The 26,310-nt window shown below is 75.3% G+C and carries 18 protein-coding genes and 1 pseudogene; 11 read left to right on the top strand and 8 right to left on the bottom strand.

The window, feature by feature from the left end:
* Window positions 1-229: 229 nt before the first annotated feature.
* The 7 genes from ACFXGN_RS07495 (at window position 230) to ACFXGN_RS07525 (ending at window position 12,620) form a co-directional block, all read left to right on the top strand.
* Complete coding sequence (locus ACFXGN_RS07495) at window positions 230-1,684, top strand: peptidoglycan D,D-transpeptidase FtsI family protein (protein WP_384854766.1); 1,455 nt, start codon at window positions 230-232, stop codon at window positions 1,682-1,684.
* 246 nt (window positions 1,685-1,930) lie between these two features.
* Window positions 1,931-2,335, top strand: coding sequence for a hypothetical protein (locus ACFXGN_RS07500; protein ID WP_384855869.1), 405 nt, complete (start codon window positions 1,931-1,933; stop codon window positions 2,333-2,335).
* 219 nt (window positions 2,336-2,554) lie between these two features.
* Window positions 2,555-4,600 (top strand): sensor histidine kinase, encoded by a 2,046-nt coding sequence (locus tag ACFXGN_RS07505; protein WP_384854768.1) that lies wholly within the window; start codon window positions 2,555-2,557, stop codon window positions 4,598-4,600.
* 79 nt (window positions 4,601-4,679) lie between these two features.
* Window positions 4,680-5,402 (top strand): response regulator, encoded by a 723-nt coding sequence (locus ACFXGN_RS07510; protein WP_384854770.1) that lies wholly within the window; start codon window positions 4,680-4,682, stop codon window positions 5,400-5,402.
* Between the two features lie 191 nt (window positions 5,403-5,593).
* The gene (locus ACFXGN_RS07515; protein ID WP_384854773.1) at window positions 5,594-7,660 is read left to right on the top strand and encodes a SpoIIE family protein phosphatase; all 2,067 of its coding nucleotides are present in this window, start codon (window positions 5,594-5,596) and stop codon (window positions 7,658-7,660) included.
* Window positions 7,661-8,184: 524 nt separating this feature from the next.
* Window positions 8,185-10,872, top strand: a complete 2,688-nt coding sequence (locus ACFXGN_RS07520; protein ID WP_384854775.1) for a SpoIIE family protein phosphatase — start codon at window positions 8,185-8,187, stop codon at window positions 10,870-10,872.
* A gap of 524 nt (window positions 10,873-11,396) precedes the next feature.
* Window positions 11,397-12,620: an amidohydrolase gene (locus tag ACFXGN_RS07525; protein WP_384855872.1), complete on the top strand. Its 1,224-nt coding sequence runs from the start codon at window positions 11,397-11,399 to the stop codon at window positions 12,618-12,620.
* Window positions 12,621-12,733: 113 nt separating this feature from the next.
* Here the strand turns inward: ACFXGN_RS07525 and ACFXGN_RS07530 are convergent, their stop codons facing one another.
* A complete protein-coding gene (locus tag ACFXGN_RS07530; RefSeq protein WP_384854778.1) occupies window positions 12,734-13,456 on the bottom strand; it encodes a hypothetical protein in 723 nt (240 codons plus the stop codon).
* Between the two features lie 589 nt (window positions 13,457-14,045).
* On the opposite strand from ACFXGN_RS07530, the gene ACFXGN_RS07535 reads away from it, so the two are divergent.
* Complete coding sequence (locus ACFXGN_RS07535) at window positions 14,046-14,822, top strand: GntR family transcriptional regulator (RefSeq protein ID WP_384854781.1); 777 nt, start codon at window positions 14,046-14,048, stop codon at window positions 14,820-14,822.
* Between the two features lie 156 nt (window positions 14,823-14,978).
* Here the strand turns inward: ACFXGN_RS07535 and ACFXGN_RS07540 are convergent, their stop codons facing one another.
* Both ACFXGN_RS07540 and ACFXGN_RS07545 read right to left on the bottom strand, forming a co-directional pair.
* The gene (locus ACFXGN_RS07540) at window positions 14,979-16,124 is read right to left on the bottom strand and encodes a hypothetical protein (RefSeq protein WP_384854783.1); all 1,146 of its coding nucleotides are present in this window, start codon (window positions 16,122-16,124) and stop codon (window positions 14,979-14,981) included.
* Window positions 16,121-17,053 (bottom strand): 5-dehydro-4-deoxyglucarate dehydratase, encoded by a 933-nt coding sequence (locus tag ACFXGN_RS07545; RefSeq protein ID WP_384854786.1) that lies wholly within the window; start codon window positions 17,051-17,053, stop codon window positions 16,121-16,123. Before ACFXGN_RS07545 ends, ACFXGN_RS07540 begins: the two co-directional genes overlap by 4 nt.
* A gap of 216 nt (window positions 17,054-17,269) precedes the next feature.
* On the opposite strand from ACFXGN_RS07545, the gene ACFXGN_RS07550 reads away from it, so the two are divergent.
* Entirely contained in the window at window positions 17,270-18,079 is an 810-nt protein-coding gene (locus ACFXGN_RS07550) for an NAD-dependent epimerase/dehydratase family protein (protein WP_384854789.1), read from the top strand.
* Window positions 18,080-18,416: 337 nt separating this feature from the next.
* Here the strand turns inward: ACFXGN_RS07550 and ACFXGN_RS07555 are convergent, their stop codons facing one another.
* Window positions 18,417-19,352, bottom strand: coding sequence for an AraC family transcriptional regulator (locus ACFXGN_RS07555; protein ID WP_384854791.1), 936 nt, complete (start codon window positions 19,350-19,352; stop codon window positions 18,417-18,419).
* A gap of 156 nt (window positions 19,353-19,508) precedes the next feature.
* On the opposite strand from ACFXGN_RS07555, the gene ACFXGN_RS07560 reads away from it, so the two are divergent.
* Window positions 19,509-19,748, top strand: coding sequence for a hypothetical protein (locus ACFXGN_RS07560; RefSeq protein WP_384854794.1), 240 nt, complete (start codon window positions 19,509-19,511; stop codon window positions 19,746-19,748).
* A 45-nt stretch (window positions 19,749-19,793) separates the two neighbouring features.
* Window positions 19,794-20,993, top strand: coding sequence for a TerD family protein (locus ACFXGN_RS07565; protein WP_384855874.1), 1,200 nt, complete (start codon window positions 19,794-19,796; stop codon window positions 20,991-20,993).
* Window positions 20,994-21,155: 162 nt separating this feature from the next.
* Here the strand turns inward: ACFXGN_RS07565 and ACFXGN_RS07570 are convergent, their stop codons facing one another.
* The 4 genes and pseudogenes from ACFXGN_RS07570 to ACFXGN_RS07585 all read right to left on the bottom strand — a co-directional run bounded on the left by ACFXGN_RS07570 (window position 21,156) and on the right by ACFXGN_RS07585 (window position 26,240).
* Complete coding sequence (locus ACFXGN_RS07570; RefSeq protein ID WP_384854797.1) at window positions 21,156-22,175, bottom strand: 1-aminocyclopropane-1-carboxylate deaminase; 1,020 nt, start codon at window positions 22,173-22,175, stop codon at window positions 21,156-21,158.
* 254 nt (window positions 22,176-22,429) lie between these two features.
* Window positions 22,430-23,068: pseudogene (locus ACFXGN_RS07575) on the bottom strand (GntR family transcriptional regulator); the annotation flags it as partial.
* 54 nt (window positions 23,069-23,122) lie between these two features.
* Complete coding sequence (locus ACFXGN_RS07580) at window positions 23,123-24,577, bottom strand: alkaline phosphatase PhoX (RefSeq protein WP_384854800.1); 1,455 nt, start codon at window positions 24,575-24,577, stop codon at window positions 23,123-23,125.
* A 208-nt stretch (window positions 24,578-24,785) separates the two neighbouring features.
* On the bottom strand, window positions 24,786-26,240 hold the full coding sequence (locus tag ACFXGN_RS07585) for a hypothetical protein (protein WP_384854803.1): 1,455 nt from the start codon (window positions 26,238-26,240) through the stop codon (window positions 24,786-24,788).
* Between the last annotated feature and the right edge of the window lie 70 nt (window positions 26,241-26,310).

The raw sequence follows: 26,310 nt of genomic DNA on the forward strand, positions 1-26,310 counted from the left end.
CCTGGGAAGTGGTGCAATTCACCAGTGAATTGTCGGGTCAATTCTGCCCGTCCCACGCCCCGGGACGAGGGTCGGCGTACGGCGGGATGAGCACGGGCGGCGGGGCCCGGTGGAGGGAAGCCCGGCGGAGGGAAGCTCCGGGGACGGCGGCGGCCGGACATGAAGGTTCGCTGAGAAACCGGACACATCCGGAACGTCCCCCACCGGCCCGTTCGTCCCTCTGGGTGCCATGAACAAGACGATCAGGCGCACCTCTGTCTTCGTGCTGATCCTGGTGCTCGCCCTGCTGGGCCGGGCCACCTGGGTGCAGGCGTACCAGGGCAAGGCGCTCGCGGACGACCAGAAGAACCGGCGGAAGACGATCGCGCAGTACGCGCAGCCGCTCGGGAACATCGTCGTGGCCGGTGATCCGGTCACCGGCTCGAAGAGGACGGAGGGGACGGATCTCCGGTACCAGCGCACGTACACCGACGGCGAGCTGTACGCGGCGGTCACCGGCTACAGCTCGCAGGCGTACGGGGCGACCCAGCTGGAGGGCGTCTACGCGGACGTCCTCGACGGCACCGACGACCGGCTGAAGAGCCCGCTCGACGCCGTCACCCGGGAACAGCAGAAGCCCGGCACGGTCGTCACCACGATCGACCCGGACGTGCAGAAGGCGGCCTACCGGGCGCTCGGGAAGAAGAAGGGCGCGGCCGTGGCCGTCGATCCGGCGACCGGCCGGATCCTCGCCATGGTCTCCACCCCGTCCTACGATCCGTCGAGGATCGCCGGGACCTCGGACGGCGCGGCGTGGCAGGCGCTGACCACCGACGAGGACAAGCCGATGGTCAACCGGGCGCTGCGCCAGCCGCTGCCGCCCGGCTCGACCTTCAAGCTGGTCGTCGCGGCGGCGGCGCTGGAGGACGGGCTCTACGGCTCCGTGGACACGGCGACGGACAGCCCCTCCCCGTACACCCTGCCGGGCACCCGGACCGTGCTGCCGAACGAGAGCGCCTCGGCGCCCTGCGCGGACGCCACGATCCGCACCGCGCTCCAGTACTCCTGCAACAACGTCTTCGCGAAGCTGGCGGCCGACCTGGGGCAGGACAAGGTGCGGGCCATGGCCGAGAAGTTCGGCTTCAACGACGCCGAGCTGGACGTCCCGGTCCGCGCCTACGCGAGCGTGTACCCCTCCGGCATGGACCGGGCGCAGACCGCGCTCACCGGCATCGGACAGTTCGACGTGACCGCCACCCCGCTCCAGATGGCGATGGTGTCGGCGGCGATCGCCAACGACGGTCTGCTGGCCGCCCCGCACATGGTGTCGGAGGTCGTCGACTCCGGCGGCGACCCGCTCACCACGTTCGAGGACGGGGACACCCGGCGGATCGTCTCCTCGTCCACCGCGGGGCAACTGCGCAGCGCGATGCAGACGGTCGTGGAGCGGGGCACGGGCGGCAACGCGGCCGTCGCGGGGGCCGAGGTCGGCGGCAAGACGGGTACGGCCCAGCACGGCGAGAACAACAGCAAGACCCCGTACGCCTGGTTCACCTCGTACGCGAAGGACCCGTCGACCGGGAAGCAGGTCGCCGTCGCGGTGCTGATCGAGGACTCGGGCGCGGCCCGCTCCGAGGTCAGCGGCAACGGGCTCGCGGCCCCGGTGGCGCAGAAGATGATGGCGGCGGCGCTGAAGCGCGGGTGAGCACGGGCGGGGCGGGCGCTCCGGCGGGGCGGGCGGGGGCTCCGGGCGGGCGGGCGCTCCCGTGCGGCGCGCGGTTTCCGGCCGTGGAACGGCCTGTTCGGGGCCCCGATTGGCCGTCGGGGCCCGTCACACGGTAAGCAGGGGCACGCTCGTTTCCGAGCACGCATTCGAGTCGGGTGGACGACCCGAACAGAGATCCCGCGGAGGACCGCCGTGCGCCTGCCCCGTTCCCTCTCCGGCTGGACCATGGCCGTCTTCGGGGTGCTCGCCGCCGTGCTCGGGGTCGTCGGACTGGTCGTCCCGGACGCCCTGCTGACCGTGATGGGCTTCGAGCCGGTGCCCGACGGCGGGCGCGCGGACGGCGATCACACCCTGGTCTTCCTGACCGCCTCCTCGATGGCCGCACTCAACATGGGCGTCTACTACGTGCTGGCCGCCCTCGCCGACTGGAAGCCCTTCTTCCGTTGGACGGTCCCCTTCCGGCTTCTGACCTGCGCGGTCTTCACCCTCGCCGTCCTCACGGGCCGCGCCCCGAGCGGTTTCCTCGGCGTCGGCCTCTGGGAGGGCCTGGGCGCGCTCGCGACGGGGGCGGCTCTGCGGTACGAGAAGCGGGGCGCCGGACGGGTGGCCGAGGAGGCTCCCCAGGGATGAGGGAGGAGCTCCGGCGGCCGGGCTCCGTCCGGCTCAGGGGTCGATGTCCGGGCCCAGGGGTCGATGTCCGGGCCCATGGAGCGGTGTCCGGGCTCAGGGGTCGACGTCCGGCCCAGAGGTGATGTCCGGGCCCTGCGGGACGGAGAAGAACACCAGCGGGCCAGGAATCGCCGGGGCAACGCTTCGCCCCGGGACGGCCCCGGCTGGGACTCTGAGCGGATGGGGAGAATCGGATCGGCGGCCCGGCGGGCCGCCACCGGCGACGGGCACGGGGGCGCCGCGCTGGCCGTACTGACACTGTCGTGGGGCCCGGCCCTCGCCGCGCTGGCGCTGATGCTGTCCGGGGACGTACCGCCCTACTCGGAGCAGTTGTACAGCGTCGCGGACGTCACGGACGCCCTGGTCTACGGCCTGACCGCGGCCGTGGTCCTGCGGCGCCGGTTCCATCCGGTGGCCTGGATCGTCGCCCTGCACTCCGTCGGCGGCGGGGTGGCCGCGCTGACACCGCAGCTCGTCCCGATGTTCGGCGGCATGGAGTCCCCTCCGCCCTGGGCCGTCCTGCAGGGCACCGCGTGGATCCCGGGCACCTTCGCCCTGATCCTGATCGTGCCGTACCTGCTGGCCGCGCCGCGCCCCGGGCGCCTCGCGAAGGCGGCGGTGGCGGCCGGGGTCATGGCGATCGCGCTCGGGCTGACGGTCAGGCTGACCTCGGCGTGGCCGTGGCCTGCGGACGAACCGTTCTCCCCGCTGGCGATCCGCGACGAGGGCTGGACCCGGTTCCGCGACGTCCTCCAGCTGTGGGTCCTGGGGGCGGTCGCGGTGCTGGGCCTGGCGGCGGCGGCCCACGCCGGTCTCCGGCGGCTGCGGGAGCCGTCCGCGCGCGGACTGGGCTGGCTGGCCATCGGCGGCGCGCTCGTCTCCCTCACGTTCGTCCCGCTGATGATCTGGCAGGAGAGCGGGCACCCGATGACGGAGGTGGTCATCCCGCTCACCCATCTGGCCTCGCAGGCGTTCTTCCCGGCGGCGATCATGGTCGTGGTCCTCGGGCAGCAGCTGTGGGACATCGGACTCGCCGTCAGCCGGACCCTGGTCGGGGCGCTCCTCACCGGTCTGCTGATCGCCACCCACTTCGGCGCGGTCGCCCTGCTCGGGCTCGCGCTGCCGGGCGGCGACGACGTCCTGACCGGGGTCCTCGCGACGGCGGCGGTGGCGGCGTGCTTCCAGCCGTTGCGGGCCTGGCTGCAACGGCGGGTGGACCGGCTCGTGCACGGCGAGGCGGCCGTTCCGGCGCTCAGCCGGGTCAAGGGACACCTGAGCAGCGCGGCCACCCCCGAGGAGGTCCTGACCGGCATGGCGGAGAGCGTCGCCGCCTCCTTCAACCTCAGCTCCGTACAGGTGTTCGGTACGGACGGGCGGCGGCTCACCCACGCCGGGGCTCCGGCCCCGGGGACGGAGCCGATCCGTCTCGCCCTGGCCGTGGGGCGGCGGGCCGCCGGGGAACTGCTGGTGACCTGCCGCCCCGGAGAACGCCTCGACCGGCGGGCCCGCACCTCGCTGGGCGAGGTCGCGCCCGTCGTCGCGAGCGCCGTGCGGCTCGCCACGGTCACCAGGGAGCTGCGCGAGTCCCGGGGCCGGCTGGCCGCCGCCCGCGACGACGAGCGGCGCGCCCTGCGCCGTGAACTCCACGACCACCTCGGGCCCGCCCTCGCGGGCATCGGCCTGGGTCTGGCGGCCGTCGAGCTCGGCCGCCCCGGGACGGGCCCCGCCCCTCCGCTGCTCGCCCGGCTCCGGCACGAGCTGGACCTGTGCGTCGAGGACGTACGGGTCCTGGCGCGGGGGCTGGTACCGCCCGTCCTCGCCGAACTGGGGCTCGTCGGGGCGCTCCGGGAACTGGTGATGCGGTACGAGGCGGACGGCCTCGCGGTCAGCGTGCGCGACCGGGGCGCGGGGCCGGTGCCCGCCGAGATCGCGGGGACGGTGTACGCGATCGTCGCGGAGGCTATCCGGAACGTGGCCCGGCACTCCGGGGCCCGTACCTGCGTGGCGGAGCTCGAAGGCCGTGAGGTGCTCACCGTGGTGGTCGAGGACGACGGCCGGGGCGTGGTCCCGGGCAGTCGCCCGGGGGTGGGGACGCAGTCGATGCGGGAGCGGGCGGAGGAGGCCGGCGGCACCGTGACCTGGCATCCGGGCAGCTCGGGGCAGGGCACCCGACTGGTCCTCCGCATCCCCCTCCAGCGGAAGGCGGCCCCTTCGCATGAGCGGTGATCCGGGGGTGGGGATCGGTGTCGGAGTCGGAGTCGGGATCGGGGTGGAGAGCGGAATGAGGGCCGGGGCCGGGGCCGGAATGGAGAGGGGAACGGGGGTCGGGGTCGGGGTGGGGGCGGGGCCGGACTCCGGACCGGGCTCCGGGCCCGGCATCCGGGTGGTGCTCGTCGACGACCATCCGGTGTTCCGCATGGGCCTGTCGATCCTGCTGGGGGCGCTCCCGGGGGTGACCGTGGTCGCCGAGGCGGGGACGGCGGAGGCGGCCGTGGCGGCGGTGGGGACGCACGGCCCCGACCTCGCCGTCGTCGATCTCCACCTGGGCGACCGCCTGCCGTCCGGGATCGACGCCATCCGCACCATGCTGCGGGTCCGGCCGGGGACCGCCGTACTGGTCCTGACGATGCTGGACGACGACGACTCGGTGTTCGCCGCCATGCGCACGGGCGCGCGCGGCTACCTCCTGAAGGGCGCGGGGCCCGGGGAGATCGAGCGGGCGGTACGGGCCGTGGCCAACGGCGAGGTCATCCTCGGCCCGGCCGTGGCCTCGCGCGCGGTGGCCTACCTCACCGGGCTGCGCTCCCCCGGAACGGCCCCCGTGCCCCTGCCCGAACTGACCGTGCGGGAACGGGAGGTCCTCGATCTGGTGGCCCGGGGCCTGGACAACCCGGCCGTCTCCCGGCGGCTCGCCCTCAGCCAGAAGACCGTCCGCAACCACGTCTCCAACATCCTGGCGAAGCTCCAGGCGGCCAGCAGGGCGGAGGCCGTCGTACGGGCGCGCGAGGCGGGGCTCGGCGGCGCCTGACGGGGACCCGGCCCCGCCCCCGTCCCCGACGGTCCGGCGGACGTACCGGCGCCGGACCGTCGGGGACGGCGTCCGGGTCCGGCGGTCCGGTCCCCTACGGTGGTGATCAGGGAAGACTCGGGGGCCCTCGCGGGTGCGGCGGGGCCGGTGGGCGGGGAGCATGGAAGGAGGCGCGGCGGGAGGAGGGCAGCGTGACGGCCGGTTCCTTCTCTGGGACGACAGGGCGGGCGGGTGTGCCCCTGGACGGGGCGGGGCTCCTCGATGTGCTCGGGGTCGCCGCCGTCGTGGTGGACGCCCGGGGGCGGATCGTGCTCTGGAGCCCCCGGGCCCAGGACCTCTTCGGCTTCAGCGCCGAAGAGGCCCTCGGGCGGTACGCGGCACGGCTGATCGTCGGCGAGGAGCACCGGGAGGACGCCCTGCGGCTCTTCGGCGAGGTGCTGCGCGACGGCACCACCTGGGCGGGCGCCTTCCCCGTACGGCACAAGGACGGCACGGTCCGGCGGGTGGAGTTCCGGAACATGCGGCTCACCGACGACCTGGGGGGCCTGTTCGCCCTGGGGATCGCCGCCGACCACACGGTCGTCGAGCGGATCGAGACCGAGCTGGCGCTCTCCGACCGGCTGGTCTCGCAGTCCCCGATCGGCCTCGCCGTCCTCGACCCCGAACTGCGGTACGTCCTGGTCAACCCGGCCCTGGAGCGGATCAACGGGCTGCCCGCCGCCCTGCACGTCGGACGGCGGATCGGGGACATGCTGCCGCTGGTGGACTCCGTCTCCCTGGAGGGCTCGCTGCGGGCCGTCCTGGCCACGGGGACCCCGCTGCTCGACCACCAGGTGGTCGGCCGGACCCCCGCCGACCCCGACCACGACCACGCCTGGGTGGTGTCGCTCTACCGGCTCGAAGGCTCCGAGAACCGCGTCCTGGGCGTCGCCGCCTCCGTGATCGACGTGACCGAGCGGTACCGGGCGGACGCCGAGGCGGACCGGTCCCGGCGGCGGCTCGCGCTGGTCGCGGACGCGGCGGCCCGGGTCGGCACCACCCTGGAGGTGGAGCGGACCGCCGACGAGCTGGCGGACGTCGTGGTGCCGGAGCTGGCGGACGTCGCCGCCGTCGACGTCCTCGACTCCGTCCTGACCCTGCGCAGGCCGGGCGCCCCCTCGGAGGGCCCCGAGGTGTTCCGGGCGCTCGCGCTGAAGGCGGCGACCGGGACCGGGGCGCGGGAGGCGGCGGACCCGCCGGGGACGGTCGCCCGGTACGGGGCGGACCGGCTCGTCACCCGGTGCGTGCGCACCGGGCTGCCCGTGCTGGTCGAGCGGGTCGGCCCCGGTGACCTGGCCAGGATCGCGCGGAGCCCCGAGGCGGCGGTGCGGCTCGCGCGGGCCGGGGTCCACTCGTATCTGGCGGTGCCGCTGATCGCGCGCGGTGAGGTGCTGGGCGCGCTCGACCTCAAGCGGGACCGCAACCCGCTGCCCTTCGACGCCGACGACGTGCTGCTCGCGACGGAGCTGGCGGCCCGCGCGGCCGTGAGCATCGACAACGCGCGCTGGTACCAGAGCGTCCGGAACTCGGCGGTGACGCTCCAGCGCAGTCTGCTGCCGGGGCTGCCGCCGGAGCGCCCGGGTCTGGAGCTCGCGGCCCGCTACCAGCCCGCGCAGGCGTCGAGCGAGGTCGGCGGCGACTGGTACGACGCGATCGCGCTGCCCGACGACAAGACGGCGCTGGTCGTCGGGGACGTGATGGGCAGCGGCATCGAGGCGGCGGCGGTCATGGGGCGGCTGCGGACCGCGACCCGCGCCTTCGCGGACCTCGACCTGTCGCCCCCGCAGGTCCTGCGGCACCTGGACCGGATCACGGAGGACCTGGAGCACTCCATCGCGACCTGTCTGTTCGCGGTGCACGACCCCGCCAGGGGCCGGTGCCGGATCGCGAACGCGGGCCATCTGCCGCCCGTACGGGTCCCGGTGGACGGCCCCGCCGAACTGGTGTCCGTGGAGCCGGGGGTGCCGCTCGGGGTCGGCGGCGGGACGTTCCGTACGACCAGGGTGCCGTTCCGTCCCGGGGACCGGCTCGTGCTCTACACGGACGGGCTGATCGAGACCCGTGACGATCCGATCGACGAGCGCCTCGCGCTGCTCGTGGGTCTGCTCGACGAGGCGCGGGGGCCCCTGGAGGAGAGCTGTGACCTGCTGCTCCGGGCGCTGCGGCGGCCGGGCGCGGCGGACGACGTGGCGCTGCTCGTCGCCCGGAGCACGGGATGAGGGCCCGGGGACCGGGACGCGGCGCGGGGCGCGGCCCGGCCCGCCGCCCGGACCGGGACCCGACTCAGCTGTCGGCTCCCGGGGCGCCCCCGGATCAGGGCCCGGGGGCGGGCACGGTGCCCGGGGCGGGTCCCGACGCGGTGGCGTCCGGGCCCCTCTCCCCTCCGGCTCCCGGGGCGGTACGGGTGGGAGGCGCGGGCCCGGTGGCCGGGCAGGGGACGGCCGGGGCCGGTGGTCCCGCGGCGGGCCGCGAACCGGGTCCGGGCCCCGCCCCCGGCGTCCCGGCGGCGCCCGCGCACGGCCCCCGGGCGGGCGCGGGCCCCGGGACCACGGCCGGGGCGGGGCCCGGTCCGGGCTCCCCGTCGGGTGCGGGTCCTTCGGGTCCCTCCTCGCCCGCTCCCGGTTCAGGAGCGGGGTCGGGGGGCGGGTCCGGGGCCGGGACGGCGTCGGGGGCGGCTCCCGGGCCCGGTCCCGGGGCCGGGTCGCGGGGGCGCGGGAGCGGGCTGCGGAGCGTCGCCGGGCAGGTGTTCGCCCTGGAGGCGCTGATCGCGCTCCTGGTGATCGTGTCGGCCGCGTTCGTCACGTTCCACCAGGCGCGCGGCGACACCCTCCGGGACGCCCGGGTCCGTTCGCTCTCGGTGGCCGAGGGCTTCGCGAACGGGCCGGGCATGGCGGCGGCGCTGGCCTCGCCCGATCCGACGACGGCCCTCCAGTCGCACGCGGAGGCCGCCCGCGTGGCCACGGGGGTGGACTTCGTCACCGTCCTGAGCCCCTCCGGCGTGCGGTACACCGACTCCGACCCGGCGCTGATCGGCCGGGTGGCGGCCGGTGACTTCACCCGGGCGACCGTGGACGCCGAGTCCTACACCGAGGAGTACCAGGGCAACCCCCATGACGCCGTGCGGGCCGTGGTGCCGGTGCTGGACGCCCGGGGCCGGGTCGTCGGCATGGTCACCAGCGGCATAGAGGTGGAGAGCATCTCGCACATGATGGGCGACCGGCTGCCGGTCCTCGCCGGGGCGGCGGCGGGCGCGCTGGTGCTCTCGGTGGGCGGGGCGGCCCTGGTGAGCAGACGGCTGCGGCGGCAGACGCACGGCCTCGGGCCCGCCGAGATGACCCGGATGAAGGAGCACCACGAGGCGGTCCTGCACGCGGTCCGCGAGGGCGTCCTGATCGTGGGGCCCGACCAGCGGCTGCTGCTCGCCAACGACGAGGCCCGCAGACTGCTGGACCTGCCGGGGGACGCGGAGGGGCGGCGGGTCACGGAACTGGGTCTCGATCCCGGTACGGCCGGGCTCCTGGTGTCGGGGCGGACGGCGACCGACGAGGTGCACCGGGCGGGCGGGCGGCTCCTCGCGGTGAACGTGCGGCCCACGGCGCCGGACGGCGCCGGGCCCGGCAGTGTGATGACGATGCGGGACACCACCGAGCTGGCCGCGCTGGCCGGGCGGGCGGAGCTGGCACGCGGCCGTCTCGAACTACTATACGAGGCCGGGGGGCGGATCGGGACGACGCTGGAGGTCGTACGGACGGCGGAGGAGCTGGCGGAGGTGGCGGTGCCCCGGTTCGCGGACTTCGCGACGGTGGAACTGCTCGAACCGGTGCTGCGCGGGGAGGAGCCGACGACGGTCGGCGTCACCCGGATGCGGCGGACGGCGCTGAGCGGGCTGCGGTCCGGCCAGCCGCTCCAGCCGGTCGGGGACGACGTGCGGTTCGAGGTGCCCGGCGCCCCGATCGCGACGGCTCTGGCGGCGGGCCGCGCGGTGCGGACGGAGCTGGCGGCGGCGGAGGGCTGGCGGACGCAGGACCCCCGGGGGGCGGCGGAGGCCCTGGCGTACGGGATGCACTCGCTCCTGACGGTGCCGCTGCGGGCGCGGGGCGTGGTCCTCGGGATGGCGAACTTCTGGCGGGCGGACACCCCGGAGCCGTTCGGCGAGGAGGACCTGTCGTTCGCGGAGGAGCTGGCGGCGCGGGCGGCGGTGGCGATCGACAACGCGCGCAGGTTCACCCGGGAGCACACGATGGCGGTGACGCTCCAGCGGAGCCTGCTGCCCCGGGCGCTGCCCGAGCTGAGCGCGGTGGACGGGGCGTACCGCTATCTCCCGGCGAAGGCGGGCGTGGGCGGCGACTGGTTCGACGTGATCCCGCTGCCGGGGGCGCGGGTGGCGCTGGTGGTGGGGGACGTGGTGGGGCACGGGCTGCACGCGGCGGCGACGATGGGGCGGCTGCGGACGGCGGTGCACAACTTCTCGACGCTCGACGTGCCGCCGGACGAGCTGCTCGGGCACCTGGACGAGCTGACGGGCCGGACCGACGAGCGGGTCACGGGGCAGGGGCCGGACGGGGGTGAGGCACGGCGCCGGGAGGAGGGCATCACGGGAGCGACGTGCCTGTACGCGGTCTACGACCCGGTGTCCGGGGTGTGCACGCTGGCGAGCGCCGGGCATCCGGGACCGGCGGTGGTGGGTCCGGACGGGCGGGTCGAGTTCCCGGAGGTGCCGCCGGGGCTGCCGCTCGGCCTCGGGCTCGGGGACGCGTCGTTCGGGACGACGGAGCTGCGGCTGCCGGAGGGCAGCAAACTGGTGCTGTTCACGGACGGGCTCCTGAAGGACCGGGACCGGGACTTCGGCGCGGGGCTCGGGCTGCTCGCGTCGGCGCTCGCCCGCCCGGACCGGTCGCCGGAGCAGACCTGCGCGGACGTGCTGGCGACGCTCCTGTCGCCGACGCCGGAGGACGACATCGCGCTGCTCGTGGCGCGGACCCGGCTGCTCGACCGGGACCGGATCGCGGAGTGGGAGGTGCCCCGCGACCCGTCGGCGGTGTCCCCGGTGCGGAACGCGGCGGCGGCGAAGCTGTCGGAGTGGGGGCTCGACGGGCTGGCGTTCACGGCGGAGCTGATCCTCAGCGAGCTGATCACGAACGCGGTGCGGTACGGGGCCGATCCGGTCCGGGTCCGGCTGATCCACGACCGGACGCTGATCTGCGAGGTGTCGGACGGCAGCAGCACCTCGCCGCACCTGCGGCACGCGGCGGCGACGGACGAGGGCGGGCGGGGACTGTATCTGGTGGCGCAGTACGCGGAACGGTGGGGCACCCGGTACGAGCGGCGCGGGAAGACGATCTGGGCGGAGCTGAGGGCGGGCGGGGACGACCAGGAACCGGAGGAACCGGAGGAACCGGACCTGGACGCGCTGGAGAACCTGGCGTGGTGAGCGCCGCCGGGGCAGCGGGCCGGACCCGCACGGCCGCAGCCGCGCCGCCTCTCGACCTCGTACGGCTCCGGCTCGTACGGCTCGGGGCCGTAGGGCTTGGCTCGTACGGCTTGGCCCGTACGGCTTGGCCCGTACGGCTTGGCCCGTACGGCTTGGCCGGTATGGCTTGGCCCGTACCGACGTTCGGGCTGTAGGGCTTCGATCCACCCGCCTCGGTCCGACGGGGCCCGGCCCCGGTGACGGACTGCGCTGGTGAGGGGTGGGGCGGCGAACCCGGGAAGCACCCGTGGTATACCAGATTGCTGTGACGGCACACCCGCGAATCCGGTCCGGTCTGATCCGGCTTCGGCCGGTCCGGAGCGAGTCCGGGCCGGGTCGTAGCGGTCCGGTCCGGTTCTGGAACGGCCCCGTTCCGGAACGGCCCCCGGCCCCGTCCGGCCGGGGTCCGGCTCCGGCCGGTCCGGCCGGTTCCGCCGCGATGGTCCGTCCACCCGCCCACGCATCCCGCCCCACCCCGTCCCGCCCTGCCCACCCGAGGAGACCCCGTGACCCCGCCGCCCCGTATCGCGACCCTGTTCCACGACGTCCGGCCGTTCGGCGGGCCGGTCCGTGACCTGGTCGCGGTCGACGGAATCCTGGTGGCGGAGGTCCCCCGGGACGCCGTCGTGGAGCGGATCGACGGTGGTGGGCGGCTGGCGCTGCCGACCCTGGTCGACGCGCACATCCACCCCGACAAGACGTCCTGGGGCGAGCCCTGGCGGAGCAGGCGCCCGGCGGACGGCATCGCCGAGTACGTCGCGGGGGACGTGGAGCTGGCCCGCGCGCTGCCCACCCCGGTGGGCGAGCGGGCGCTGCGGCTGATGTCCCACGCGGCGGCGACCGGCACCCGGGCGATGCGCGCCCACGCGGACGTGGCCCCGGCGTACGGCCTGGCGGGGATCGAGGGCGTGGCGGAGGCGGCCCGGCGGCTCGCGGACGTCGTCGACGTGGAGCTGGTCGCCTTCCCGCAGCACGGGGTGGTCCGTACGCCGGGGGTCGCGGAACTGCTCGCGGAGGCCGCGGCGAGCGGACTGGTCAGCCATGTCGGCGGGATCGACCCGGCGGGCTTCGACGCCGTCGGCGGGGCCGGGGGCGATCAGCTGGGCACGGTCTTCGCGCTCGCCGAGAAGCACGGTCTGGGGCTCGACATCCACCTCCACGACCGGGGCGAGCGGGGTCTCGCGCCGCTGCGGGACATCGCGGCCAGGACCAGGGCCCTCGGGCTCCAGGGGCGGGTGAGCGTCGGGCACGCCTTCGCGGTGGCGGAGCTCTCCGGGCGGGAGCTGGACGAGACGGCGGACCTGCTCGCGGAAGCGGGGATCGCGCTGACGACGGTCGCGCTGTCGGTGACGACGATCCTGCCGTTCCGGCGGCTCGCCGAGCGCGGGGTGCGGGTCGGGCTCGGCTCGGACGGGGTCCGGGACAACTGGAGCCCGTTCGGCAACGCGGACATGCTGCACCGCGCCTGGCTCGCGGCCTGGGCCCTCGACCTGCGGCTCGACGAGGAACTGGAGGCCTGTTTCCGGCTGGCCTCCGACGGCGGCGCGGAACTGCTGGGCCTGCCGAAGGCGGACCTGACCCCGGGCTCCCCCGCCGACTTCATGCTGCTCGACGGCGAGTGCCTGCCCCAGGTGGTGGTGGACCTCCCCCGCCGCGACCTGGTGGTCCGCGCGGGCCGGGTGGTCGCCAGGGACGGCCACCTGGTCTGACGGCCGCCCACGGACGGCGAGGGGCGGACCCCGGAGCGTCTCCGGGGCCCGCCCCCCTTTCCCCGTGGAGCCCGGCGGACGTCGTCCGTCCCGCCCGTGTCCGGGCCGCGGCCTCACCCGCGCGGGGCGGAAGACCGTCCGTCCGGGGCTTCGGCGAGCCAGGTGTTCCAGGTGTGCCGGGAGACCGCCAGCCCGGGGTTCCCGAGCAGCCGGAGGACGCAGCCCGCGTTGAGGCGGACCCACGGCTCGTCCGAGGCGGCGAGGGCCGTGAGCCGACGGCGCGGCTCCTCGCTGTCGACCGCCCGTGCCACGTGCGCGTACGTGCGGTCCTCGCAGCGGTGGGGCCGTCGCACGACCAGCTCCACCAGGTCGGTGAGCTTCGCCCTGACCGTCTCGTCGTGTCCGGCGAGGGCGAGTCTCCGCAGGAGGGACTTCTTCGTCTCCCATGCCTTGGCGTGCTCCGTCCACTCCTGCGGGAAGCGGGCCTCCCACTCCAGGAAGAGAAGGGCGTACGGCAGTCCCGGCCAGGACCGGATGTCCCGGCCGGACATGTTCCCCCAGAGACCGTCGGGCAGCGTGCGGCTCACCGCTTCCCCGTACGCCTTGTGCGCCTCGGCCACCCGTACGAAGGCGGGGTCACGGCGTTGCTCCTCCCACCCCAGCGCCCCGGCCTCCCGTCCGCGCTCGTTCCACCGCTCGTGGGCCTCGTGGGCGTTCCGCCGGGCCCCGGCCTGGCGTTCGACCGCGAGGGCCCGCTCGGCGGGGTCCTCCGCGATCAGCCCGAAGGCCCAGCCCAGTCGTGCGTCCCAGGCACGCGCCTCGTCGTCCGGCCCCACCGTCCACCCCGTTCTTCCGCTTCTTCCCCCGCCGCCGGAGATCCTCTCCCCCACGGCGGGTGCGGGTCATCCCGGTTTTCCGGGTCAGTCCCGTTCCACGTCCACCGTGGTCAGGGACGCGTACCGGGCCGGGTCGGTGCGGCGGACGCGGAGGGCGACCGCGAGACCGGCGGCCCGGGGCGACCGGAGACCCCGGGACGACCCGCAGCGGGGACGGTCGGCCGCTCGGCGGCGGGAGGGGCGGGGACGGGGTCGGTCGGCGGCGGGCCTGGGGCCTCGCTCATGGCTGCTCCTTCGCGGATTCCGTTTCGGCTCGAAGGAGCCGTCGAGATCTCTCCTGGTGAGCGCGGTGCGGCGCCAAGCCAACTGGTATACCGAATACCAGACAATGGTTTACGCCCGCTGGATTTCCGGGGCCCTCCCCCGCCTCCGGCCCGCGCGCCCCGGCGCGGCCCCGTCTGCGAAGATCGGATCAGCACCGCCCCGGGCGCCGCCCGCCGCCCCTCCGGGACGCCCCCCGTCCGGGCACCCGCCCCCGGCACCGGCCGGGCACCGCCCCGCCACCACCCGTCCCGTCTGGAGCCGCCCGATGACCGTCCACCGCCCCGCCGACCGCGCCGCCGCCATCGGGGACACCCACACGTCCCTGCGGGAGCGGGTCTACGTGGAGCTGCGCGAGCGGATCATCGAGGCGGAGTACCCGGCGGGGACGCGGCTCGTGGAGCGGGAGATCGCCGACGAGCTGCGGGTCTCCCGGGTGCCGGTGCGCGAGGCGATGCAGCGCCTGGAGTCGGAGGGGTTCCTGTCGGTGCAGCCGCGCCGGGGCTCGGTGGTGGCGGACTTCGGCCCCGAGGAGGCCGCGTACCTCTTCGACGTACGGGAGAACCTGGAGGGACTGGCCGCCCGCCTCGCGGCGCGGCACGCCGACCCGGCGCGGCTGCGGGACCTGGAGCGGCTCCTGGCGAGGGCCAGGAGGGCGGCGGAGTCCGGGCGGCTCCGCGAGGCCGTCTCGCTCAACGCCGACTTCCACCGGCGGATCGTCGAACTCTCCGGGAACCCGCTCCTGGTGGACCTGATGGCCCCGCTCGACTCACGGCTGCGGCGGCTCTTCCGGCTGACCTCGGCGCAGTCGGACGGCGAGCCGATGTGCGGGGCGCACGAGCGCCTGTACGAGGCGGTCCGGGACGGCGACGAGGACGCGGCGGAGACACTGGCCCGCGCCCATGTCGCGGACACCCGCGCCTCGACCGCCCGTCTGCTGTCCGCCCCGTCCGGGACCCCGCACGGGACCTCGGACGGAACCCCGGACGCGGAGACGCACAGGGGGACGGACGGGAAGACGGACGGGAAGACGGACGCGGGCTGAGCCCGTCCGGCCGGGCACGGCACCCGCGACCGGCCGGGCGCCCGGCACGGGAGGCGGAGACGAGCACGCGGGGGCCCGTCCCCCACGAGCCGTCAGGGGCGCTTCCCGCCGGGGCCGTTCACTCCGGCTCCGCCGGAAAGCACCCCCGGCGGTCCCTCAGGACGCGTCCCGTGCCAGTGCGTCCAGTGCCGTGCGGACCGCCGCCAGGTCCCCGTCCGAGGCGAGGCCCGCGTGGTAGAGCCGCAGTTCGGTCGCGCCCTCGTCGCGGGCCCGGCGGGCGTCGTCGGCGAGGCGGGCGGGCGTGCCGCCCATGCCGGTGACGACGGGCAGGTTCACCGCGAGGACGGTGTCCCGGCGGGCGTGGGCCGCGAAGTGCGCGACCCGGGGCGGCCGGGCGACGACCCCGTCCGCGAGGCCGAGGACGTGCGCCGGGTCCGTACCGGTGTCGGCGCCGCAGCGGTACGGGTCCGGGTCGGCGTGCAGCAGGATCCGGAATCCGGGCGGGGCGGCGGCCCGTACGGCGGCGACGGCGGCCTCCTGGAAGGCGCGGGCGGTCCCGGCGCGCCAGGCCAGGGCCGGGCCCTCCAGGGCGCCGAGTCCGCCCGCCGGTCCCGCCCCGGCCCAGACGGGCGCGAGGGCGGCGCGCACGGCGGCGGCCAGTTCGTCCGGGTCGGCGCCCCCGGCCCCGTACCCCTCGCGGCAGGAGGAGCAGAAGCAGAGCGACATCAGGTACTGCTCCCGGTCGCCCAGCGGGACGCCGCCCGTCTTGTCGTGGGCGTGGAGGTGGGCGAGGCCGTACCAGCCGCAGGACTCCAGTTCGGTGCCGGAGGCGCCGGGCCGTACGGCGGCCTCGGCGGCCAGGTCCACCAGGAGGGCGCGGACCTCGGGGCGGCCGACGCAGGGGGCCCAGGGGTAGCGGTCGCCGTAGGCGTTGACGACGGAGGTCGCGGGATGTTCGGCGCCCAGCCGGGAGTTGTGCGCCAGGACGACCCAGCTGTGCACGTCGAGACCGGCGGCGGCGAGGGCGTCGGCGGCCCGCCCGTAGGCGTCGCCGGGGGCCCACTCCCCCGCCGGGTACGGGTGGAGCCCGCGGCCCGCCCAGCGGTCCGGGTCGGGCGGGTAGAGCACGGCGGCGTGGGCGGCGGTGACGATCCGGTGGGCGGGGTGGCGGGGGGTCAGGGCGCGGGTGGAGTGGTAGGCGGCGGCGAGGGTGACCTGCGCGAGGCCGAGTCCGGCGAGGAGCCCGGGGGCGGCGGGGTCGCCGTCGACGTCCCAGGGGTAGACGAACGCTCCGGCCCTCACGCGCCGGTCTCCTGGACGAGACGACGGGCGCGGGCGACGAGCCGGAGGAGTTCCCGGACGTGCTCGGGCGCGGGTTCGCTCAGCGGCGGCCGTACCCCGCCGACGTCCTGGCCGCCTTCCCGTACCGCCGCCTTGACGAGCGAGACGGCGTATCCGCGTCCCTTGTCGCGGAGTTCGACGAGGGGCCGGTAGAAGACGTCGACGAGCAGGTCCGCGGTGGTGTCGTCGCCGGTGGCGAGGGCGCGGTGGAAGGCGAGGGCGAGGTCGGGGGCGAAGCAGAAGGCGGCGGAGGAGTAGAGGGTGACGCCGATGCCCCGGTAGGCGGTGGCGGTGAGTTCGGCGGTCGGCAGGCCGTTGAAGTAGAGCAGGCCGAGGCCCTCGGAGCGGACGGCGCTGACGATCCGCTGCATCAGACCGAGGTCGCCGACACCGTCCTTGAGGCCGATGACGCCGTCGGTGCGGGCGAGGGCGACGGCGGTCTCGGGAGTGAGGACCGCGTTGTCGCGCTGGTAGACGATGACGTCGAGCCGGGTGGCCGAGGCGAGTTCGGTGTAGTGGCGGAGGAGTCCGGCCTGGTCGGCGACGACGAGGTACGGCGGCAGGGCGAGGAGCCCGTCGGCGCCCGCCTCCTCGGCGAGCCGGGCGTAGCGGACGGCGAGGGCGGTGCCGTAGCCGGTGCCCGCGACGACGGGCACCCGGCCCCCGGCCGCCTCGACGGCGGCGGCGACGCAGTCCCGGAACTCCTCGGGGGCGAGGGCGTGGAACTCGCCGGTGCCGCAGCAGGCGAAGACGGCCCCGGCCCCGGCGTCCACGCCCGCGCGCACATGGGCGCGGAAGGCGTCGAGGTCGACGGAGCCGTCGGGCGCGAAGGCGGTGACGGGGAAGAACAGCAGGCCGTCGAGCCGGTCGGCGAGCGGGGCAGGGGTCACGGGGGCTCCCGGGGAAGTCCTGTGTACACAGCCGTCCTGTGCACAGTCCTGACTGTCATCCACATGCGTGAACAGCATCCCCGCGCACGCTAGTTCAGCCCGTCCTGGCCGGTCAAGGACGGAAGCGGACGACGGGGCCCGCCCCTTGACGCCCCCTCGGAGCCTCCCTAGCGTGTCCACGGTTGTGAATGGCACCCAGCTGAGGGAATGAGCCCCATGTCCGCACCCCGCACCGTTCTGCTCACCGGCGCCGCCGGGGGCGTCGGCACGATGATGCGGGAGCTGCTGCCCCCGTACGGCCACGAGCTGCGCCTCCTGGACGTCCGGCCGGTGCCGGGCGCGCCGGACGCGGTCGTCGCCGACCTCGCGGACCGCGCCGCGCTGCGCGAGGCGGTCCGGGGCGTGGACGCGATCGTGCACCTGGCGGGCATCTCCCTGGAGTCGACCTTCGAGAAGGTCCTCGCGGCCAACGTCACCGGGACCCACCATCTGTACGAGGCGGCCCGCGAGGAGGGCGTCCGGCGGGTGGTCCTCGCCTCCAGCAACCACGCCGTCGGGTTCACCCGGCGCCCGCGCGGGGGCGGGCCGCTCGTCCCGGTCGGCACCCCGCACCGGCCCGACACCTTCTACGGGCTGTCCAAGTGCTTCGCCGAGGACCTGGCCCAGCTCCACTGGGACCTGTACGGCACCGAGACCGTCTCCGTCCGGATCGGCTCCTGCTACCCCGAGCCCACCTCGGTGCGGATGCTGTCGACCTGGCTCAGTCCCGCCGACTGCGCCCGGCTGCTGCACGCGGCCCTGACCGCCGGGGACGTCGGCCACACCGTGGTGTACGGCTCGTCGGCCAACACGCGCGCGTGGTGGGACCTCTCCAGCGCGCGGGCGCTCGGATACGTGCCGCAGGACGACTCGGAGCCGTACGCGGAGCGGCTCGTCGCCGCGTGCGGGCTCCCCCCGGAGGGCAGCGCCGAGGACCTCTACGTGGGCGGCGGCTTCTGCGTGGACCCGCCCCGGTGGCCGCACTGAACGGGCGGGCGGCGGACCCGCGCGGAACCCGGCCGGACCGATGCGGAGGATCCGCGCGGAACCCGGCCAGACTGATACGGGGGAGCCGGCCGGGCCCCGGGCCACGGGAGCGCGAGCGCTCCTGACCCACCCACCGTAGGCCCGCCCGAAGATCATCGCGAGCCGCGGAACGCGGCACCTGTCCGGAATGCGCGGCGGGGTGCCGCGGGGGTGCGCGGCGGGACCCGGGGACGCCGCAGGAGTACGCGGTGGGGTGCCGGGGCCCGCCACGGACCCGGGCCGCTCCCCGGGCGGACCCCTCCCGGCCGGGCCGCTCCCCCGGCCGGACCCCGGGCCGTCAGCGCCCCGCGCGCAAGGTGCGGGACGGGGACTCGCCGTACTTCTCCCGGTAGCGCGCCGCGAACCGCCCCTGGTGGCCGAAGCCCCAGCGCCAGGCGACCTCGCTCACGCTCACCTCGTCCGGCGCGGCGGCCCGCAGCTCCTCGCGGACCCGGTCGAGCCGGACCTCCCGCACGTACGCCATCGGGGACATCCCCACGTACTCCCGGAACGACTCCTGGAGGCGGCGGACGCTCACCCGGGACAGGGCGGCGAGTTCGGTGGTGGTGAACGGATGCTCCGGCCGCTCCCGCACCGCGTCCATCACCCGCTTGACCGGGGCCGGGCGGCGCGGCTCCCCCGGGTGCGCCAGCGCCTCCCGCCAGGGGTGCTCGGCGGCGAGCAGCAGCCCGTTGAGCAGGGCCTCCTGGAGCGGGCCCGCCACCAGCTCGTGCCGGGCCAGGCCCTCCCCCGCCAGCGCCCCGGCGGCGACCTGACGGGCGAAGCGGACCCAGCTCAGACCGGGCCCCCGGGTGATGTCCAGGGCGGGCGCGAAGGCGAGCGGACCGCGCGGCGGACGGCCGACGAGCTGTTCGAGCCGCTCGCGCAGGGCGTCGGCGCCGACCTTCACGGCGAGCGTCCGGCAGTCCCCGCTCCACCGGTCGAGGAAGGTGTCCCCCGCCGGGTCGAGCAGCAGGGCCCGCCCGGCCGTCGCGACCACCGTCGACCCGCCCTGGCGCATCTCCATCGTGCCGCGGAGCGGCGCGTTCAGGTGGTACGCGCCCAGCTCGCCGAAGCTCATCCGGACGTCCGTCCCACAGCTCAGGTCACCGATGACCAGCGGGCCGAACACGACGATGTCGAAGCGCGCCGCGAAGGGGCGCCGCTCCCGGTCGACGACGTCCATCCGGCTCGTGTAGTAGCGGGCGTCCAGTTCCTCGCGCGCCTCGTCCACGTCCCGTGTCCGGAAGCGACCGCCGTCCACGGGGCCCGCCGGAACCCCACCGTCCTCTGTCCCCACGGGTCACACCAGCCTCTCAACCCCCACCGCACCCGCCGCCGAAAGAATATTCATATGACGGATCTGACCGGGAACGGCAGGATGCCCGTCATGCCACGACCCCACGGATTCGCCTACGAGGAGCGCCGGGACGGCTCCGTCGTCCTCACCCACCTCGGCCGCGCCGCGGGCGTGCTGCGCGGCGCACGTGCCGGGAAGTTCCTCGCCGAGGCCGGGAGCGGGGACGCCCAGCTCGTCATGGCCCGCTGGACCGGGGCCTACCGCTTCGGCAACGAACGCCAGGCCAGGGACCATCCCCGTCACCGGAGTGGCCGAACGGGACGGAAGTAAGGGAACGGCAAAGGCGCCCGGTTCGTTACCCCTGGCATGACCGCAATGACCCCCGGCTCGAACATCCCTCTCACCGCCGCGCGCGTGGCGGTGGACGTGGCCGCCCCCGTGCGGCTCGACGTCTCGGGCCTGCTGCTCGGCGCCAACGGCAAGGTCCGCTCGGACGACGACTTCATCTTCTACAACCAGCCGTCCGGACCCGGTGTCACCTACCGCTCGGGCGGCGGGACCGCCCCCGACGCGATCCTGGTGGACACGTCCGCCCTGCCGGCCGGTGTCGAGCGGATCGTCGTCACCGCGAGCCCCGACGCCGCCGGACAGACCTTCCAGGGCGTCGAGCCCACGGCCACCCTGCGCGACGCGGCCGACGGCAGCGTCCTCGCCACCTTCACCCCGCCCCAGCTGGCGGGCGAGACCGCGCTCGTGGTCGTCGAGATCTATCTGCGCAACGGCGCGTGGAAGGCCCGCGCCGTCGGCCAGGGCTACGCGAACGGGCTCGCGGGCATCGCGACGGACTTCGGCGTCTCGGTGGACGACGCGCCCGCCGCCGCCCCGGCGGCCCCGGCGCCCGCCGCCCCGCCGGTGGCCCCGGCCGACCCCCGGATCGCGGCCCCCGTGCCGCCCGCTCCCCCGGCCGCCACCCCCGCCGCCGCACCGGTCTCCACCGGCAAGATCAATCTCGACAAGGGCCGGGTCAGCCTCCAGAAGAACCAGACGGTGTCCCTGGTCAAGAACGGCCGCCCGCTGCTGTCCCAGGTCAAGATGGGCCTCGGCTGGGAGCCCGCGTACCGGGGCAAGGACATCGACCTGGACGCCTCCGTCATCGCGTACGGCCCCCAGCGCAACCACCTGGACAGCTGCTACTTCGGCAAGCTGGCCATCCTGGGCGGTTCCGTCAAGCACTCGGGCGACAACCTCACCGGCGAGGGCGCGGGTGACGACGAGGTGATCGTCGTGGACCTGGGACGGCTCCCGGCCGAGGCCACCGGCCTGGTCTTCACCGTCAACTCGTTCTCCGGCCAGAAGTTCACCGAGGTCGCCAAGGCGTACTGCCGACTGATGGACGCGGCGACCGGTGAGGAGCTGGTCCGCTTCGACCTCACCACCGCCGAGCCGCAGACCGGCGTGATGATGGCCAAGCTGATCAAGCAGTTCAGCGGCGAGTGGGAGATGACCGCCATGGGCGAGTTCGTGAAGTCGCGGACCGTCCGGGGCATGGTGAAGCCGGCCGCGCAGGCACTCTGAGCGACCGGCCCGCCGGACGCGCCCCGGGTCCCGTCCGGCCCGGGGCGCCGTCCTGTCCGGGACCGTCCGGCGCCCGCCCGGCCAGAAGGACGGCCCGGGAGGACAGCCCGGGAGGACAACCCGGGGAACGGCCGGGGAGGACGGCCCCGGGCGGGACGGCGGCTAGGAGAACAGGGCGCTGTACGCGTTGAGGGCGGGCTGGCCGCCGAGGTGGGCGTAGAGCACGGTCGAGTCCCCGCCGATCTCCCCCCGGTCCACCAGATCGATCAGGCCCGCCATCGACTTCCCCTCGTAGACGGGGTCGGTGACCATGCCCTCGGTGCGGGCGGCGAGCCGCATCGCGTCGAGGGTGGCCTCGTCCGGGATGCCGTACACCCCGCCGTGGTAGCGCTCGTCCAGCTCGACGTCCGCCTCCGTCACCGGGCGGTCGACACCGATCAGGGCGGCGGTGTCCCGGGCGATCCGGGTGATCTGCCCGTGCGTCTCCACCGGCTTCGCGGAGGCGTCGATCCCGACGACCCGGCGGGCCCTGCCGCCCTCCTCGGCGAGCGCGGCGAAGCCCGCCACCATGCCCGCCTGGGTGGAGCCGGTCACCGAGCAGACGACGACGGTGTCGAAGAAGACGCCCAGCTCCCGCTCCTGTTCCGCCACCTCGTACGCCCAGTTGGCGAAGCCGAGGCCGCCGAGCCGGTGGTCGGAGGCGCCCGCCGGGATCGCGTAGGGCTTCCCGCCGCCCTCCTCGACCTCGCGCAGGGCCTGCTCCCAGCTCTCCTTGAAGCCGATCCCGAAACCGGCCCGCACCAGCCGGACGTCGGCCCCGGCCAGCCTGCTGATCAGGATGTTGCCGACCTTGTCGTAGACCGCGTCCGGCCAGTCGACCCAGCTCTCCTGGACGAGCACGCAGCGCAGCCCGGCGCGGGCGGCGACGGCGGCGACCTGACGGGTGTGGTTGGACTGGACCCCGCCGATGGAGACGAGGGTGTCGCAGCCCTGCGCGAGGGCGTCCGCGACCAGGTACTCCAGCTTGCGGGTCTTGTTCCCGCCGTACGCGACACCGGAGTTGCAGTCCTCGCGCTTGGCCCACAGGGTGGCGCCGCCGAGGTGGTGGGTGAGCCGTTCGAGGGGGTGGACGGGCGAGGGCCCGAAGAGGAGCGGATAGCGTTCGAAATCGGTGATCGGCAAAGCGGCTCCCGGTGAGTGACGGCTGCTGGTCGACGTTCCTGGACGCGCTACGGCCCCGGCGACGCGGCTCCGGACCCGCCCCCGGCCCCTGACGGGCCGGACGCTCCGGATACTTCGGACACTCCGGACGCGAACGGCCCCGAGCATCCGAGCGGTCCGGGCGATCCGGTCCCGGTCTCGGGCCCGGTCTCGGGCCCGGTCTCGGGCCCGGTCGGTGCCGGTATCCCCGTGACCTCGGCGACCTCGATGGCGTCGTCCGCGAGCTGTTCGAGGGCCGCCCATATCTCCGTGGTGACCCGTACCGCCTCCCCCGGGTCCCCCGCCTCGCACGCCTCGATGAGCCGGGCGTGCAGCTCGGCCGAGCCACAGCTTCCGGCGTCGCCGAAGAGCCGCCGCTCGACACGGCGGATCAGCGGGGTGTACCGCGCGATCGTCGCGGCGGCGGCGTGGTTGCCGCTGGCGACGACCAGCACCTGGTGCAGTTCGTCGTCGGCGCGCAGGGCCGCCTCCACGTCGGAGGCGCGGACGGCCGCGGCGAAGCGCTCGTTGGCCTCGCGCATGGTCCGGATGCCCTCGGGCCCGAGCAGCGGCACACCGGTCCTGGCGGCGAGTTCGTGCATCACCCGCACCACCGAGGCGGCGTCCCTGACGACCCGGCTGACCGGCCGGGTCACCCGGGTGTAGCTCTGCGGCTTGGACTCGACGAGCCCTTCGTCGCCGAGCCGGGCCAGGGCCTCGCGCACGGGTGCGCGCGAGAGCCCGAGCCGTTCGGCGAGATCGGCGTCCTTGAGGGGGGCGCCGGGGGCGAGGTCACCACGCACGATGGCCTCGCGCAGCGCCTCGTAGGCGCGGTCACGCAACAGGGTCCGGCTCACGGGCCGTAAGGCGTCCATGGACTGACATGTTAGATGTCAGTCCATGGAGCTGACCAGGGGTCGGTTCCGGAGTCAGCGGCGGGGCTGGCGGCGCCAGGGTCCGGTGACAGCCACCATGATGCCCGGCTCCTGGATGTTGGCGAACAGCGTGTCACCGTCCGGCGAGAAGGTGACCCCGGTGAACTCGCTGTCGTTGAGGTCGTTCCGGGCGATCGGGTACGTACGGCCCGAGTCCGTCGCGCCGAAGAGGTGCTGGACCCCTTCGCCGTCCTCGGCGATGACGAGCCCGCCGTACGGGGAGACCGTGATGTTGTCGGGGCCGTCGAAGGCGCCGTCCTCGTCCGGGTTCGCGTTCACGCCGAGCAGCACCTTGAGGGTGAGGGTGCGGCGCTTGGGCTCGTAGAACCAGACCTGGCCGTCGTGCGCGGCGCCGGGGCTCTCGGCGCGCGCGTACGAGGAGACGACGTAGGTGCCGCCGTCGGCCCACCACATGCCCTCCAGCTTGCGGGCCCGGGTGACCTCACCGGCGGCGAACTGCTTGCGGACGGAGGTGGTGCGGCCGTCGCGGTCGGGGACGTCGACCCAGTCCACGCCGTAGACGGTGCCGATCCGGGTGGCCCGGGACAGGTCGTCCACGAACCGGCCCGCCGCGTCGACGCACCTGAACGCCTGGAGCACACCGGCGTCGTCGGCGAGGGTGCGGAGCCTGCCCCGGCCGTGCTCGAAGCCCTTCGGCGGGGTCCAGCGGAAGAACAGCCCGTTGGGGTTGGAGGCGTCCTCGGTGAGGTAGGCGTGGCCCCGCACGGGGTCCACGACGACGGCCTCGTGGTCGTAGCGGCCGAAGGCCTTGACCGGCTTGGGGGCGCGGTTGGCCCGCCGGTCGCGCGGGTCGACCTCGAAGATGTAGCCGTGGTCCTTGGTCATGCCGTTGACCCCGGCGCGGTCGGAGTTCTCCTCGCCGGTCAGCCAGGTACCCCAGGAGGTACGGCCGCCCGCGCAGTTGGTGGAGGTGCCCGCGAGGCCGACCCACTCGGCGACGGTGCCGTCGCGGTGCACCTCGACGACCGTGCAGCCGCCGGAGGCCGCCGGGTCGTAGACGAGCCCCTCGGTGAGCGGCACGGGGTGCGCCCACTTGTCGCGGGTGCCCTTGAGCTCGTGGTTGTTGACCAGGTACGTGGTGCCGCGCGGGCCCGCGAAGGCGGCGGTGCCGTCGTGGTTGGAGGGGGTGAACTCGCCGGTCTCCAGGCGGGTCACCCCGCTGTGGGTGACGACGCGGTACGAGAACCCGGCCGGGAGCGCCAGCATCCCCTCGGGGTCCGGGAGGAGGGGCCCGTAGCCGATCCGGTGCCCGTGCCCGTGGTCATGCCCGTGGCCGTGGTCCTCGCCGTGCCCGGGGCCGTACGTCCCGGGCTCGTCGGAGGCGAGGGCCTCGGGCGCGGTGGCGAGGGCGCCCACGACACCGGTGAGGGCGAGCCCGGCACCGGCGACGGCGGACTGCTTGGTGAACTCTCTGCGGTTGAGGGGCATGGTGTGGCGTTCTCCCTGTGGTGGCCGAATCTCGCGGGCCACCCTCCCGCGCCGCCGCGAACGGCACCTGAACACCACGGGAACACCGCCGGTCACGACCGGTGGCGGTGCCCCGTGCGCACATGGCCCGGGTCGGGCCGGTGCCCCGCGCGGACCGCCGTCCGGCACGGGCCCGCACCTCGCACGGGCCCGGTCCGGGTGCCGTCCGTCAGTTCGGGCGCTGGGAGCGGGCCTTGAAGGCGGCCTTGCGGGCCTCCTTCGCCGAGGCCTTGTCCCGGTGCAGGCGTCCCATCGCCTCCAGGACCTCCGCCGTCGCCGGGTGCGGCACCCGCCAGGCCGCCTCGAAGAAGCCGCTGTGCCGTCCGGTCAGCCCCTCGACGAGCTCCTGGAGTTCCTCCAGGTCGCCGTCCGCGTCGAGCTGGGCGGCGATGGTGTCGATCGCCAGCCAGAAGACCATCGACTCCGGCGGCGCGGGCACGTCGGCCGCGCCGTGCTCGGCGAGCCAGACCCGGGCCAGGCCACCGAGTTCGGCGTCGTCCAGGACCTCCCGTACGGCGGGCTCCGCCTCGGGGCCGACCAGGGACAGCGTCTGCTGGCAGTGCAGGCGGCGCAGCGGCGATCCGGCGTCCGCGCCACGGGCGGCGTGCAGCAGCTCGCGGGCGGCGGTGAGCGCGTCCCGGCCGACCAGCCAGGCGGCGGTCTCCTCGGCCGCGGCGGCCTCCGGGTAGCTGGCGATCCCGTCGAGGAGCGCGTCGGCGCCCTTGTCGGCGAGGTCGCCGACGGCGGGCGCGTCGACCCCGGCGTCCAGCATCCGGGCCCGGACGCCGTAGAGGCCGAGCGGGGTGAGGCGGACCATGCCGTAGCGGGTGACGTCCTCGTCGTCGACGGGCGGCGCGGGCTCCTCGCCCTCCTCGGCCATCAGCGCCTCGTCGACGGGCTGGTACTCGACGAGCCCGATGGGTTCGAGCAGCTGGAACTGCTCGTCCAGCCGCATCATCGCGTCGGAGACCTGCTCCAGGACGTCGTCGGTGGGCTCGCCCATGTCGTCGGGGACGACCATCGAGGCGGCGAGGGCGGGCAGCGGCACGGGGCCGTCGTCGGGCGCGGCCTCGCTGACGGTGAGGAGGTAGAGGTTGCCGAGGACGCCCTCCAGGAACTCGGCCTCGCTCTCGGGGTCCCAGTCGAGGGCCTCGATGTCGATCTCGCCGTCCTCGCCGACGAGTGCGTCGAGGTCGTCGATGACGGGGGCGACGGCGTCGCCGAAGACCGCGTCGAAGCCGTCCAGCCAGAGCGCGAGCACGTCCTGGGGCGAGCCGCCGGTGACGACGGCGAGGTTCTCGCCGGGCGCGGCGGTGCCGGGGGTGTCGCCGTCCTCCCCCTCGGTGCCGTCCCTGACCTCCACGAGACCGGTGTCGACGGCGAGCCGCCAGGCGTCGCCCGCCGCCAGTTCGCCGTCCTCGTCGGGGGTGAGGCCGAGCAGCGCGGCGGCCTCGGGGAGCTGCTCGTCGACGAGTTCGCCGCCCGCGTCGACCCGGGTGCCGGGCCCGGCCCAGCGGGCGAGCCGCACCGCGCGCGCGAGAAGGGGTGCGGCCAGGGCGTCCCGCGCCAGCTCCGCGTCCGCACGGAGCCGAACGGGGGGAAGGGTGGGGTGCTCCGCTGACATGTGGGGGCTCCTCGACGGGGACGTACGGGGGTGGAAGGACGAAGGGGGCTCGGGGGACGGGCCCTGAGCG

The sequence above is a fragment of the Streptomyces sp. NPDC059247 genome (genome assembly GCF_042754005.1).
Taxonomy (GTDB): domain Bacteria; phylum Actinomycetota; class Actinomycetes; order Streptomycetales; family Streptomycetaceae; genus Streptomyces.

What these genes read in the sequence shown, in the direction of transcription:
- ACFXGN_RS07565 (WP_384855874.1), top strand. Translation starts at nt 19,794, where the DNA reads ATGACCCCCGGCTCGAACATCCCTCTCACCGCCGCGCGCGTGGCGGTG.
- ACFXGN_RS07560 (WP_384854794.1), top strand. Translation starts at nt 19,509, where the DNA reads ATGCCACGACCCCACGGATTCGCCTACGAGGAGCGCCGGGACGGCTCC.
- ACFXGN_RS07500 (WP_384855869.1), top strand. Translation starts at nt 1,931, where the DNA reads ATGGCCGTCTTCGGGGTGCTCGCCGCCGTGCTCGGGGTCGTCGGACTG.
- ACFXGN_RS07580 (WP_384854800.1), bottom strand. Translation starts at nt 24,577, where the DNA reads ATGCCCCTCAACCGCAGAGAGTTCACCAAGCAGTCCGCCGTCGCCGGT.
- ACFXGN_RS07585 (WP_384854803.1), bottom strand. Translation starts at nt 26,240, where the DNA reads ATGTCAGCGGAGCACCCCACCCTTCCCCCCGTTCGGCTCCGTGCGGAC.
- ACFXGN_RS07535 (WP_384854781.1), top strand. Translation starts at nt 14,046, where the DNA reads ATGACCGTCCACCGCCCCGCCGACCGCGCCGCCGCCATCGGGGACACC.
- ACFXGN_RS07510 (WP_384854770.1), top strand. Translation starts at nt 4,680, where the DNA reads ATGGAGAGGGGAACGGGGGTCGGGGTCGGGGTGGGGGCGGGGCCGGAC.
- ACFXGN_RS07495 (WP_384854766.1), top strand. Translation starts at nt 230, where the DNA reads ATGAACAAGACGATCAGGCGCACCTCTGTCTTCGTGCTGATCCTGGTG.
- ACFXGN_RS07550 (WP_384854789.1), top strand. Translation starts at nt 17,270, where the DNA reads ATGTCCGCACCCCGCACCGTTCTGCTCACCGGCGCCGCCGGGGGCGTC.
- ACFXGN_RS07505 (WP_384854768.1), top strand. Translation starts at nt 2,555, where the DNA reads ATGGGGAGAATCGGATCGGCGGCCCGGCGGGCCGCCACCGGCGACGGG.